The organism is Halioglobus sp. HI00S01 (genome assembly GCF_001635445.1).
Taxonomy (GTDB): Bacteria; Pseudomonadota; Gammaproteobacteria; order Pseudomonadales; family Halieaceae; genus Halioglobus; species Halioglobus japonicus.
The window spans coordinates 80,077-94,673 of the sequence record NZ_LWEE01000387.1 but is presented as its reverse complement, the minus strand read 5'-3'; the positions used below and the strand labels follow the sequence as shown (position 1 = coordinate 94,673).

The following is a 14,597-nucleotide window of genomic DNA, read 5'->3' as shown; positions in this document are numbered from 1 at the left end:
TAATTACGAAATACTTTTCCCTGGTGGTCGAACTTACCTTGCTCTATTTGCTGGGCGCAGATCCTAGTGCCTAATGAACCTTCGCTTGCTCACATGTCCCGTCGGCTACGATGTCTCAAACGGTTTGCGCCCATCAAACACAGCCCTAACACCAACAAGATCAGCAAAGCTCTGGGCATCGCAGGTATATTCATAGTTTCAAGAAAGTAAGGAGTTACCAAACGAAAAATATTGTTTTCTGGCGTCGGATCCAAACCATTGCTGCCGTTATCACTGACTGTGACAACGTTTTGAATGCCATTGGTATCTGAAATTTCGGTAACTTTAACGGCAAACATGGCTTCCCTAGATTCACCCGCCTCCATGTTTCCGACACTAAGCTCGCACAGCGTACCCGCTGGTGCATCGACTGCGCAGCTCCAACCGGCGCTAGAATTGCTCTCATCAAATATTGTCCCCAATGGAACAATTTCACGCACTACGACGCCAGTCGCATTCTGATTGCCGACCTGCTTATAGAGAACTCGATAAACCAAAACGTCCCCTATCGAAATCTCCACTCCGGGCAGGTCCTTAGTTATCTCCAGATCTGGACGAGCGATCAGAGGGGTAATGTCAGAATCTGCGTCCTCCAACGTTAAGCCCAGTATCCCAGCTTCGGCTTCTACACGCACCGTATTCAGGATCAATTCAGCGCCCGCGAGCGCGGGGAAATCAGTCGTGAGTCCAAATTCGACCACGCCCCCGGTACCAGCCGGTAAATCGCCTATATCGAGCGTACAGATAGAGCCAGCTACACTGCCATCACAGACCCAGGCAGGTGAGCTAGAAGCGCGGCTAAAAGTCGTAAACTCAGGCACGGTCTCACTTAACGTAACGTTAAGAGCACCCTCGTCTCCAACATTTCCGTACGCGATCTCGAACGCATAAGTCTGACCTGGTATAACCGTTGTGCCACCGTCATTTTTCACGACTACCAACTCGGGGAAAGCTTGCAGAAATGTGAAGTCATTGCCCGTATCAGCGGACGGTGTTGAAGGGCCGTCAAATTCGAGACCATCTTCAACGATCCCGACTGTATTCTCGATAAAGAAAACTCCAGTATCACTAATCGGATCATCAATCCGCACAACAAAATCAGCCGTTGTAGACTCGCCGCCCGCGAGTGTGCCAATATCGAGCGTGCAATTTCGTCCGGTGCAAATCCAGGGAGCCGACGTTAGGGCGTCTTGAAACGTCGTATTCGCCGGCACAGTCTCGCTAATCACTACTCCAGTCGCATCCTGGTTGCCAGCATTACCGTATGAAATTTCATAGGCCAACAAGTCACCAGGATCTGCCCTAACCTCATTGTCAGTCTTGCCAATACTCATGATTGGGTCAGCAACAATCGGGACTATGGTGATGTCATCTGGCTCTATCGTTGTAGGATCATCAGATCTAATGTCAGGTAACTCTTTCGACGTCAAAATGGCCTGGTTCTCCAGCCGCTCGGCACTCACGATGCCAGCTGGATAAGGCAGCGGCACCTTCACCTGATAAGAAAAAGTTGCCTCTGCTCCCGGCGCAATCGCTGCAAACTCAACTATTATCTCGCTATCGCCCGGTGTATTACCCTCTACTACAACGCCTCCAGGGGCATTCACAGTCCCGCTTTGAAACTCACTGGGTGACTCGGGCTCATCGGTAACATTGACGTCAGTGAGCAGGGCCTGACCGGTATTGCGCGCTGTTACCGTGTAAAGAAGGGTGTCCCCGGGTAATGCTGGGTCATTCGGACCAGACCAAGATTTAAGAAGATCTACAGCCGGCAATTGCAATGTATCGCTGGCCTCAACCGTGTAAGTACGCTCTATACCATCGTCAAAAACGCCTGGTAGAGAGCTGGCTATGATAGTCGCAGTATTTTCGATACTTGTTGGGCCAGGCAGGCCATCATTCTGAAGGGTCATACTGAAGGTGACGCTATTACTATTCCCTGGCAGAAGCACTTGGTCTGCAGAGGGGGTCGTAGATACCGTTTCTGATACCAACTTGATCTCGATCTGGTCACCCACCAACGCCTCAGTGAGACGAAACCCTTTAGGCACACTGACTGGATCAAGACTACCGGGTAGCCACACACTCACAGGGAATTCATCAATCAACATCAGGTCGAACGCAGGCGCATTGCCAACGTTTTCCACACCAATCTCGAGCGTGACTACCGCCGAGTCGGTATCTATAAATTTTTTCGTCGCCAGTAGCTCGGGCTCTACGACCTCCACATCTACGGACGCCGTGGCCACGCCGGCGGCTAATCCAGAACCAAAGCTTAAATTGACCTCGTTCGTAAGAATATCACCCGCTGCATTTTCGGAAATGTCTCTTACTTGAAGATCGAGCTGTAGAACCACGACATCACCCAGATCAACTTGCAAATCAGCATTATTCTCAACATCCCCAAGAACCACGCGAATGCTTTCCGCATCGACAATTGGCGGTGAGATGCTGCTAACTGTTATATTCCGCCCGAGGAACGTCAGATCGCCGCCGAGTAAAGTCAGCACACCGTCGGTGTTGTCAAAAAGGTCCTCGACGACGACGTTGTCTGTTTCGCCCTCGGGGAAACGCAACACAAGCCGATAATTGATCTGCTCACCGATGGCTACCTGCGGTAACTGTCCCAGTATAGGTACTCCAGCACGTGTTTCAGAAACACTAGTTGCAGCAACTTGCTTACTGACGACAGGCTTCTCTGATCGATATAGTGTCGCTGCCGCTGCTGTGTCATATGCCCGTGCACCGTCACTTTCGCCTGAACGCCATTGCATATCTGCACGATTGACAAATACACCCTGGTCAGGAAGCGAAGACGATACTGTCACTGGATAGGATATCTCACAAGACTGGCCGGCAAGCCTGAGTCGATCGAACTCGAATGTGACTACCCCGGTCGAATTTTGCCCTGGGGACTGGATCACCAAACCAGCACAATTGCTATCCACCTCATCATTGCGAATCCAGGTTGTTTGTGGCGACAGTTCATCTGTAACAACAATCCTGCGCGCGTTGGCCGTGGACTGTTCGGTATGCTCGATGCGCAGCGTAAAAACCTCTTGAGCTCCAGCCGTCGTCGTTTTTAGCGATGTGCCATTGGAAGTTAGCTTTGCCAGTCGCAGCTTGGGCTCGACAATATCGAACCTCGCCACGGAGGAGAATTCATTTTCCGAGGTCTTGAGAATTGCGCGGTTAAGGAGATCCTTATCGTCACTGGGGGCACCTGAATTCACAGGACTGTCGATGACTCTGACTGTGACGTCGAACTGGGCAACGTCACCTTCATCAGGTGTAGGCCTGTTATCCGGGGCGTTGATCACAGTGCCAATCTCCCATTGCAAGCATTCAGGCGATGCGGGAGTGCAGGCGCCTTCTTGTTGTCCTACGACAACACCCGGCGCCAAAGTCAATAAATCACCCCCGATGGCGGTGACCTCCGCCGCCACAAGTTCGAGCTCAACGTCATTGCTGGGCAGCAAATCGGACAGCACAGCGTCTAAAGTGGTGCCGTCGGGAAAACTTGACGCCAACGTAAAGGTGGCCTCTTCGCCTATGGTCAGCTCAGCATCACCGAAGAACCCTTCTGGAGTATCGACTTCACTCGTCGCAGTCAGCCGTTTCAGCAAGCCGGGTGGACTCACAATGACTTCCCACTGCGCAGTATCTGTGTAAACCCTATCCTGAGGATCTGCTGGTTGCTCGTCATCGTTCAAACTGGACCAGCTAAGATCCGCTTCATTTACAATGAGTTCTCCGGCTATCGCGAGAATATCGACCGTAGCGCTGAACTCAATGTCGCACGTGGCACCTATGACAAAGTCATCCCATTGTGCAGTGATCGTGCGGCCGGAAACCAACAGTTCTTCAGGTGGGTCCGTGCAGTTACCCGACAATGCCAGCGAAGCCGGTATCAGTGTGAGCTTGTCTGGTAGCTCATCCTGTAACACTACCTCTTGCGCGTTGACGCGTGACTGAGGATTGTGTTCGACAGTCAGCCTGTAACGAATTTCGTCGGAGGCGTCTGCCTGGCTAACATCTGCAGCTTTACTGATATTCAGTAGCGGTTCAACTATCTCGATAGGGTAGCTATCACTGCCGGATTCAGTAGCCGGCACGAACTTAGCGAGTGCGTTATTTGCATCGACGTCGTTGTTCCTATTGCTTGGCACATCAAGTACCTGAGCAGTGAAGTTTATTCTTATACGGTCGTCTTCATTAACAACCCCATCATTAAATTGCAAAACATTGCCGAAATCTAATGTAATGGTATCCACTACGCCGTCGCTATCGGAGTCACTTTCAATAACGTCAGGGTCTGGAAAGTCAGGTTGCAAGTCCGAGCCAACCGTGACTTCTACTGAATCACGGATGTATTCCAGCACCACTTCAGCACGCGGCAAAAAGTCCACGATCTCCAGCTCAAGCACCGCGACATCTGGCACTGTAGTAATTAGCGCGAAATCCACCTTCTCACCGATAGTCAGCGTCTCGACGCCGGGTTCACCCGAGCTACTCGAGACATTATCGGTGTGGCTTTGGCTGGAGCCCGTTACCGATTTAACAATTCCGACGCCAAGCACCTGAAAGACGTCGCATGCATTCTTACGATAGTCGTTTGCAGCTCCACCAATGTCCACAACATCCCCAGTGCGCTCCACGGCGATGGTGTTGTTAGGGGGGGCGATCAGCGGTTGATCATCGCTAAAAAGACTCTGCCACTGAAGTTCGGCACAATTCTCTATCAGCGCTCCGGCAGGCAACTCGGGCACCTTCAGCTCTGTATCAAAGCTAATTTGGCAGGGCTGGGCGCCCAGTGGAAATTCGTCGAGCGTGACGCTGAGCAGGTCTGGCAAAATGCCTAGACCCTCGTCTATAGCGACGGTGGTATTCACGCCACAGCCGGCCGACAACGTCACACCGCCGGTTCCACCGGCGACCCGAAAATCGAGTGGCAGCTGATCAACCACCTCAAGATCAAAGGCATCGCCAGAAGACGCGCCACGGTGCGACACGGTAATCTGGACAGCAGGTGGCGTTGTGTTATTGCCGATATCAGGCGTAAATCGTTTGCGCAAGCGCAGATCGGGCTCACTGACAATGACACTCGATGCGCGATCTTGCACTCTGCGTTCTATGCCATCTGCCGTTTGCCAGAACCATCTCGCTACATTTCTACGCTGCTGTCCGGCAACATTTCCAGCCGAGTTCAAGACACGAGCTTGATATTGCAGCCTCAGCACCTCCGCCACACTGTTATCGTCGTTTCTGTTAACGAGTGTTCCAAAGCCACTAAGAGCTTTGGTCGGACCAAGCACCAAAAGTCGATCTGGCGCTTCACTGCCACCACCGACCGGCAAAAAACCCGCCCTGTTCAGAATGGCGGCCGCATTACCAATATCGCTTTCGACCTCCGCGGGCAGCAATAGCTCATTAATCGCGACATGAGCAAAGCCTTCGTCGAGTATATCCTCCAGCCTCGCTACAGGCGTTGTACCCTCCGGAAGCCTTATCTCCAATTGATATGTCACCACCTCGCCAATCTGTGCGCGAGGCGGCGCACTAGCATCAAAAACGTAACCAGGCGTTACACCCACTATCGACTTTGTGACTACAGGGGCGGCGATTGTGACGTTAGCATCGTCGCTGATAGCAGGAAATGGCACATCATTTGCGTCATTTGTGGAGACCCACGTCACAGAGGCAGTATTGCTCACCACCTGCAATGGCGTGACACTCTCAGTAAGGGTGCAGTCAAGATCTACGAACACCGTGTCGTCACCGAAGGGCGCTCCTCCGCCCGCAGGGTTGTCGTCGTTAGCCGACACCACCCCTGGGATGACCAGGCCATCCGCCAGGCTTCCAGTGGGAGCAAGTATGTCACCTGTTCCGTTTGTCACCGCTACAGAGGTGTCATCGCAGTCGAGTTCGGGGATCTCCGGGTCGCTAATCGTCACGAAGTATGCAGGCTGGCTACCCACGTTTTCGACAGTAATACGGTAACTAATCCGGTCGAACGCATCCGCATCACGGCCATCGGAATCCACCGGCGTCAACGTGGGCCCCGGGTCCAGCGATGCGGCCGGGTTATCGATACTGACGATACCTTTCGTGATCACTAATTCGGGCGCACCCACAGTGATACCCGCGGCGTCTTGATCGGAGATAATTCTGCCATCAGTATCCGTGTACTGAGTTTGCATTAAATTAGTTAGGAAAAGCTCATCGGCAAACGGCTCGGAAGTTACCTCCGCGGTAATTTCAATCTCTACATCAAGAGGGGTTGGCGACTCTATATTCCCGTACTCGAGCCTTACCGCGTTGTCATTGTCAAGAATGCTCTCTGCAAGGGGTGGCACAGATGAAATGACGGTCGGCGGCAGGTTAACCACATCAAACACTGGTTTAGGCAAGTAATCGGTCACGACTACGTTGGAAGAAGACCCTGCGGGAATGCTCAGTGAGAGCGTAAACGTGACGAGCGACCCTGGCTGAATAGTATCTCCCGTACCTGGCGAGGGTGGTGTTGAGAGCACTTTATCAGCAACATTGCGCTCGATGTCTATCCTCTCATCGGTGTCATCGCTTCCCGAAGCACCTTCTGTGAGTCCAAAATCGGCAGAGGCGGTATTGAAAAAGCGGTCACCCGCGTTCACGGGACCATCGGGATTTTTGTACCGAGTGAGTATCTCTGTTCGATACCGCAGCCGCCCGTTAACTCCATTGGGAACGAAAGAGCCGGGACTCCCTAGAGTTGAACCGATGTCCCAGGTAATAGTGGTTTCACCTAAAGAGGGCGTATCGGTTGCAATACTAACGACCACATCAGCGCCAGGGATGATAGTCCCGTCAATATCTAGTTCGAGTGTCTCGATGAACGCAAGGCCATCAGGCACAACATCCGTAATAACGAAATTATTCGCACCTGCTCCCGTCAACTCCGGATAGTCAGTTAACTGGAAATTCACGGAATACGTCAGTACATCGCCTGGAAGATTAGCCGCTGGCGGACGGTTACCCTCAGTCAGAATTTTCTGTACTGCACCATGAACTGCAACAACCTCGCTGGGATCACTGTCTTGATAGTTACCGGGCCCGAAATCGTAGTCCAACGTACCTTCATTGATCAGAGGTTGACGATCATCAAAGGTCTCATCCAAGATATCGGTAATATATACAGGGACGGACATCCTTAGGTCTCGGTCGCTGCTAGAACCCAGCAGCGAGTCGCAACTAAGCGCCACTGCCCCTCCAGGATTAGGTGGAAAGTTGGGCAGTCCTGACAAACCACAATTTTGCCCGAGAGGCGCATCTATGGTGATCGGCCTGCCGGTCCACTGTACTTCAGGCGGCAGCTCATCGTTTAAAGCCACCTCGGCCAGCAGGACACCCTCGGAAACGTCAACATCCAACAAATAGCTAAAAGGGTGACTGGGACCTGGGGGACGTTCGTTCTCAGGAGCAGTGTTCCACTTTCGCAGGCGTGCCAGCTTAGGCGTTACAGTGGAACTGAAGGGCTGACCAACAATTGCTCCATTATCCCCTGTCGGGGTATCACCGAACTGAAATCCGGGAATAAACGTCACTAACAGAGGCACCTCTGGAGTAACATCCACATCAACGACGCCGCAAAACTCGAGATCGAGCGCAGGCGTGCCCACATCAACAGCGCCCACCGGATACAGTACATTCTCAGCTGCACCATCTAAAACACCGTTGATCACTGCGCCGGAAATTGGATCAATAAGCACTCCATCAGGCCCAAAAGTTCCAATGGGCGCCAAAACTGGCTGAACATCTACAAACGATACAGATAGCTGAGAGATACCAGGGTCGACAGCGGCTATCAGATACGGGCCGTAACCCGTATCACCTGCAATATTTTCGAAACTTGCCTTGGCACAAAAACGCTCGCCAATAAGGGGCTCTACTGGTAGGCCGCTCAGCGGTTCAAGTGCCGTGGGCGGTGCAACTGTGACAGAAGGCACCTGCGCGGACGCACTGGCCCCAACCAGCATCAGCAGCTTGAAGCTGAACGCGCGGAGAATGCGCTCAAAAAACGCGCGTGCATTGCGTGGCACTCGGCGAGGGACTTTGTGCATTACACCAACTATTCGGTAAGTATGTTTGTTGAATGAAGCGTGCAGTTTAACTACCCGAAAAATAAGTGTCGATCATCGCTGGCGCGCCACGGATCAGCTTCACGTGATTTTGCCTATGTAGCACATGGCCGATTTCAGTGTAAGTATCCCGTTGACAAGTCTTATATCTGACAGTAAAGTGCGCACCCTAGCGTTTTGCAGAGCAAAACGGCTATGCCCAGGTGGTGAAATTGGTAGACACGCTAGCTTCAGGTGCTAGTGCTCGCAAGGGCGTGGAGGTTCAAGTCCTCTCCTGGGCACCAAATTACGGAAGGTCGAGCTATGCTCGGCCTTTTTCGTTTCCAGGATCGGACTTCCGGCCGGCTGATACAGCGCCGGCGCGAACTCCGCTCGAAGCAATGCTTCTAAAGAGCGGAGAACCGCCCTCTCCTAGGCACCAATTCTTTTAGGAAAAGCAGTTAATTTGTCAGTACCCATGATACTTCGGACCCGACCACCAGAGAATTTAGTCCCTAGCACGGTGATACCTACCTTGCGCAGATCATCCGCTTTTTTAAGCACGCTGAGCGCGAGCCATCGCCCTCTTCGCTAGACGTCGGGACTGTCAGCAAGCTGCGATCCGGGGCCATAACGTGCAGTGAGGTATTCGTATACGGCTCTGAGTGCCATGGGCTCACCACCCTCTGGTCGCCCAGGGCGGGCCCGGGTGTTAAATGCCATGATGTCGAAGTGTACCCAGTCAACATCGGTGACGAATTTCTTCAGAAACAGCGTTGCTGTGGTGGCGCCGGCGTAACCGGTGGGCGCTGAATTCACCAGATCGGCGACATTGCTTTTCAGCATGTGCTCGTAACCTTCATGAATCGGCATGCGCCACACCGGATCGTCTGCGGACTCGCCGTGCGTGTGCAGTGCCTGGGCCACCTCATCAGAGGTTGCAAACATAGCCGAAATTTCGGTACCAACCGCTATTCGTGCTGCGCCGGTGAGGGTTGCGAAGTCAATAATCAGCTCTGGATCGTCCTCCGATGCCATCGCCAGGGCATCACAGAGCAAAAGCCGACCTTCAGCATCGGTGTTGTCTATCTCTACGGTCAGACCATTATAGGTGGATATGACATCACCGGGCCTGAAAGCGTTGCCAGCAATCGCGTTCTCGGCCGCGGGAATGAGCAGTCGCAATTGTACTGGGAGTTGGGTGGCCATAATCAATTGCGCCAGACCGATGGCGATCGCAGCGCCCCCCATGTCCTTCTTCATCTGGCGAATGCCTGAGCCGGGCTTGATATTCAGGCCACCGCTGTCGAAGGTGACGCCTTTGCCTACCAGAGTGACTTTAGGATGCCGGGGGTCGCCCCAGGTCAGGTCGGCCAGTACTGGAGGAGCATCTGCGGCCCGGCCCACGGCGTGGATCGTCCGGGCGCCCAGATCTAGGAGCTCATCTCCTTGATACAGCTTCAGCTTTGCTTCGTAATTGCTGGCAAGGCCGCTGATGACCTCCGACAGGTCTGCGGGATTCATATCTTCCGCTGGCGTATTGATAAGGTCTCTGCCCAGGGCAACGGCATCCGCCATGTGCCGGGTGCTGTCGCTGGTGCCAACGAAAAGACGCGCTGGTTGGCGTTTTGCTGCCTTGTAGCGATCGAACTGGTAGGCGCCCAATGCCCATCCCAGCGCCTGGACATCAGTGATGTCGCTGACCAGGTGGTAGTCGCCCTCAGGCAACGCCAGAGGGAGGTGCCCCAGGGTAGCCAGGTCGGCCTCACCGTTCCAGCCGCAAACCACCCTGGCATTACCATCGGCTTCCAGCCAGGCGTACTGACCGGATTTGGCGGTGAAAGACTGGCGCGAAAGCCAGTTGCGCTCTGCCTCCGACAAAGTTTTCTGCCAAGTGTCAAACTCGTCTGAACTCACCACAAATATGGCTGTGCTATTGGCGCCGGGTGTAGTGAGTAAAACGTCAGAAAGTGTGTCCATAAATGCTCGTGTCTGTGAAGGTGTGTAGAACCGGCCAGACAGCATAGTGCTTAGGCGCAAGCTGTGCACCATTGGGCTGCCCAGCTCTCAGCGGAAGCGCAGATTGTCTCGGCTTAGCTGGTCCAGCGATGTAATCCCCATGAGCTTCATGTCTCGCTCGATTTCTGTGCGCAGGTTATTGAGGGCGCGATCGACACCGGCCTCGCCGGCCGCCGCCAATGCATACAAATAAAGGCGGCCGCCCGAGCAGGCCTTGGCACCCACCGAAAGGGCCTTGAGAATGTGAGTGCCACGTTGAATTCCGCCCTCACAAATCACGTCGACTTTGTCGCCTACGGCGTCGCAAATTTCTGCCAGCTGATCAAAGGGGCTGCGCGAACCATCCAACTGACGTCCACCGTGGTTGGACACCATGATGCCGGTACAGCCAATATCAACGGCCCTTTGCGCATCTTCCACACTCATGATTCCCTTCAGTGCAAACTGTCCACCCCACTGGGCACAGAGCTTTTCTGCATCGTCCCAGTCCATTGACTGATCGAGCATCGTCGAGAAGTAATCGCCAACTGAAACGGCCACATTAGTGCCTTCTGCGACGTACCCGGACAGGTGGGGCATGTCGAACTTGCCTCGGGTCAGAAAGTTCCAGGCCCAAGAGGGGTGCATGGCAAAACTGATCAACGAACTCAGGTTGAGGCGTGGCGGCGAGGTAAAGCCGGTGCGCAGATCACGCTCGCGATTGCCGCCGGTGATAGTGTCCACCGTAAGCGCGAGTACGTCAAATTTTGCCGCCTTCGCTCGCTCCAGAAGAGCGTCATTGAGACCGCGATCCTTGTGAAAGTAGAATTGAAACATCTTGGGAGAATCGGTGATGGCGGCGATCTCCTCTATGGTTACGGTCGCGAGAGAGGACACCCCGAACATAGTGCCGTGCTTTCTGGCGGCGCGTGCTACCGCCCGCTCGCCTTCGTGATGGAACAGGCGCTGGAGTGCGGTCGGTGCACAGTAGATGGGCAGGTCCAGTTTCTGCCCCATAACTTCGACAGACATATCCACGTGTTCAACCCCAGCGAGCACATTGGGGATAAGGTCGCAGTCATCGTACGCAGCCGTGTTCCGACGATAAGTGCACTCATCATCCGCTGCACCGTCGATGTAGTGAAAAATAGGGCCGGGAAGCTTTTGTCTCGCGAGTGAGCGAAAATTCTGGAAGTTGTGACAGTCTTTCAGTCTCATAAGTATTGCTGTAGTGGGTGAGTCTTTAGTCTTGTTAGGAGCAGGGCTAAATGCAGGTTTCCATCTGTGTTGCCCAGCGCGGGAATGGATCCGGCATCCGGAACTTGACGCCCGGCGAGTAGTCCAGATCCTCCGGCAGTAGCGCCGCATCCAGCTGCGCCTTTAGCCTGGGCCAGTCGATTCCCGCACCGATAAACACCAGCTCCTGTCGGCGGTCGCCGAAGGGTTCTTGCCAATGCTCTTCTATGTAAGCGTCTAATTCTTCGCTTTGGGGCCAGCGATCGCGCATCTCGCTTGCCCACCAGGTGCCTATAGCATCAAAGCCCGAAATTTTTCCTGCCAGTGAGTACTCGATGACCAGCTTCGGACGTGTGGCTAACCAGAAATGGCCTTTTGCCCGTATAACGCCAGACAGGGGGTTGCTCAGCAGTTCGTGGATGGCCTCGGGCTGAAACGGTCGGCGGGCACGGTAAGTATGTGAGCTAACGCCGTATTCCTCGCTTTCAGGGGTATGGTCTGCGAACCCGTAAAGTTCCTTCGCCCATAGCGGATGTTCTTGTGCCTTTTGGAAGTCGAAAAGTCCGGTATCCAGTATCGACGTAGCAGGCACTTGCGAGTAGTTAGTCTCAATAACACGGGCGTCGGCATTGAGGCTGCGAATAATTTTGCGCGCAGCATCTAGCTGCTCAGGCAAGGCATCATCCACCTTATTGAGGACGACGATGTCAGAAAATTCGATCTGGTCAGTCAGCAGATGAACCAACGTGCGTTCATCTTCTTCACCCATCACTTCGCCGCGATCACTGAGGAACGCATGGCTTGAGAAATCGTTCGTGAGATTTACTGCATCAACCACGGTCACCATTGTATCCAGACGCGCCACGTCCGAGAGACTCTCTCCCTGTTCAGACCGAAAATCAAAGGTTGCGGCTACCGGAAGGGGCTCAGATATACCTGTAGACTCTATCAGTAGATAGTCAAAGAGCTCTTCCGCGGCAAGCTTTCTAACTTCCTCGAGAAGATCATCGCGCAGCGTGCAACAGATACAGCCATTGGACATTTCCACCAGAGTTTCGTCCGTGCGACTGAGTTCTGCGCCCGTGCGCACCAGGCTGGCGTCAATGTTCACCTCGGACATATCGTTGACGATGACAGCTACTTTTCGGCCCTCTCGATTGTTCAGCACCCTGTTCAGCAACGTGGTTTTGCCAGCGCCGAGGAAGCCCGAAAGCACGGTAACCGGAAGTCGCTTATCGATAGGTTGCGTCATCGCCATGTCATTCCCCAGGTAGTTCGCGGCCAACCGCTTAATGCAATTATGTTATGTTACATCATAACATTTATAGAGAAGCGGTCGATTTTGCGGACCAGGCCCTGGCTCAGGAAATTTTCTGGCAATGATCCCGAGTGATCAGAAAGTAAGTGGCCAAGAGACGCCTCAAGACAGGTGATTCAAAGGCGTGGCAAAAGAAACTCCAACCGCATTACGGCCATAAACCTCACTACACTTAGCGACTATCGAAAATCGTTTAGACTAGGGTATCTGTTCGGGGAATGAAATAATGAGAGCCGTTGTATTCAAAAGGCCAGGGCGGCCGCTGGCCATCAACGACATCACCAAGCCGGAAATAACCTGCTTAGGGTCGCTACTTCGCGCAACATTCACTGGCCTGATGCTGAGCGTTCTGGCTGTTACGCTGCACGCTTCGGATGACCGGGCTAGCGACCGCTTCACCATAGCGGTTATCCCGGATACACAGAACATGCTGGATTTTCGCTTTCAGCAAGGGCAAGACCTGAAAGGCTTTGGCGACTTTCCCTTCAACGCCGCGGACCAATTTCTGGGCATGATGGAATATATTGCCACCAACAGCGTCAGCAATGGCGGCGACATTGTCTTCGCGACCTCTGTGGGTGATGTTTGGCAGCGCCAGAGCTTTCAGATGGACGAGGAGCACCGCGAGCGTGGCTTCGACTACACTCGCTGGTCCCCTATCGCATTGTCAGGCGAGGTTGGCTATGGCCCTGAAACGCTCGAGTTTGAAGTTCCCATGGCCGTCAGTGGCTACCAAGTGCTGGCAGAGGCCGGTGTGCCGTTCTCGGTGGTACCAGGGAACCATGATTTCGATGCCATGTGGACCGACGACCGCTACCCGGGAAGTCTGTTCAAGATCTTGTTCTCAGATGATGTGGATACCAGTGACCGCAATGTAATCGGCGGCCTGCACGTAGGAGGGCTTGAGAACTTTCGCTCGGCCTTTGGTGCCGGCAGCGATTTTTTCCGCGACCAGCAGTGGTACGTATCCAGTCACGGCGGCGGCACCAGTTCGGCCCAGGTGTTCACCGCAGGTGGGTATCGCTTCCTCCACGTCGCGCTGGAGATGAGCCCTCCTGACGATGCGATCAACTGGGCGAAGCAGGTGCTGAGAGAGCATGCTGGGTACCCGACCATTGTCACAACCCACGACTACCTGAATCAGGAAGGGGAGAGAATTGCCAATCCCATTATCGATCTGGCCGCCCTCGATCCCGACCAGCACAATTCTGCGCAGGAGTTGTATGAAAAGTTGATATACCCCAACGACCAGATATTCCTGGTTCTATGTGGTCACCAGCACGGTCAGTCGGTGCGATTCGATACCAATGCCAGTGGGAATGAGGTTGTTCAGATCCTGGCGGATTACCAAGACAGGGGCCAGTCATTGCTGGACGTGGATCCTTCGATACGCGGAGTCGCAGATCGCTTGATTGGCATTGGCGATGGCTGGCTGAGGCTGATGCAGTTTGACTTCTCGGGTGAGATCCCACTGGTCGCCGTACGCACTTACTCGCCCCATTACGGTGGCTTCTCCGTCGACTTTGAGAACTACGCTAACTGGTACAAGGCCCAGGAAAAGCCAGACGCAACGGATGCAGAGTTCATGATGGCAGATGACTTCACACTGCAACTGACTGACTTCCGCAGCCGGTTTACCCCTGTAATCTCTCCGGAGGGAATCGCCCGTTGATGAGGGGCATTTGTTGTACAGCAACCGTTCGAAGCTCAGGTGGTAAAATTGGTCGACACACTAACTTCGGGTGCTAGTGCAATGAATAGCGATGTTTCGCCAACGTTCACGCGCTGGGTAGTACGTCGGTATCGCGATACTGGCGGTAGTTACGGCAAAGGTATTTCTGGCGGATAGGGCAGAGCTTGATGGCATCTAAAGTGTGGCTTCGTTCGCACGTCTGGACGCGATGGCGCTG

At 53.7% G+C, this 14,597-nt stretch carries 5 protein-coding genes and 1 tRNA gene; 2 read left to right on the top strand and 4 right to left on the bottom strand.

Translation table 11 applies throughout. The features are described 5' to 3' along the window. Positions 1 to 89 precede the first annotated feature (89 nt). On the bottom strand, positions 90 to 8,054 hold the full coding sequence (locus A3709_RS21400) for a DUF11 domain-containing protein (protein WP_197484358.1): 7,965 nt from the start codon (positions 8,052 to 8,054) through the stop codon (positions 90 to 92). A gap of 299 nt (positions 8,055 to 8,353) precedes the next feature. On the opposite strand from A3709_RS21400, the gene A3709_RS21395 reads away from it, so the two are divergent. Next, positions 8,354 to 8,440 (top strand) — tRNA-Leu (locus tag A3709_RS21395). 286 nt (positions 8,441 to 8,726) lie between these two features. Here the strand turns inward: A3709_RS21395 and A3709_RS21390 are convergent. From A3709_RS21390 to A3709_RS21380, 3 genes are all read right to left on the bottom strand, one after another. Then, a complete protein-coding gene (locus tag A3709_RS21390) occupies positions 8,727 to 10,115 on the bottom strand; it encodes a M17 family metallopeptidase (protein ID WP_066059757.1) in 1,389 nt (462 codons plus the stop codon). A gap of 87 nt (positions 10,116 to 10,202) precedes the next feature. Next, the gene (locus A3709_RS21385) at positions 10,203 to 11,351 is read right to left on the bottom strand and encodes an alpha-hydroxy acid oxidase (RefSeq protein ID WP_066059564.1); all 1,149 of its coding nucleotides are present in this window, start codon (positions 11,349 to 11,351) and stop codon (positions 10,203 to 10,205) included. Positions 11,352 to 11,397: 46 nt separating this feature from the next. Further along, entirely contained in the window at positions 11,398 to 12,621 is a 1,224-nt protein-coding gene (locus tag A3709_RS21380) for a GTP-binding protein (protein WP_066059755.1), read from the bottom strand. A 292-nt stretch (positions 12,622 to 12,913) separates the two neighbouring features. On the opposite strand from A3709_RS21380, the gene A3709_RS21375 reads away from it, so the two are divergent. Continuing rightward, complete coding sequence (locus A3709_RS21375; protein WP_156507890.1) at positions 12,914 to 14,359, top strand: metallophosphoesterase; 1,446 nt, start codon at positions 12,914 to 12,916, stop codon at positions 14,357 to 14,359. The last annotated feature ends 238 nt before the right edge of the window (positions 14,360 to 14,597 follow it).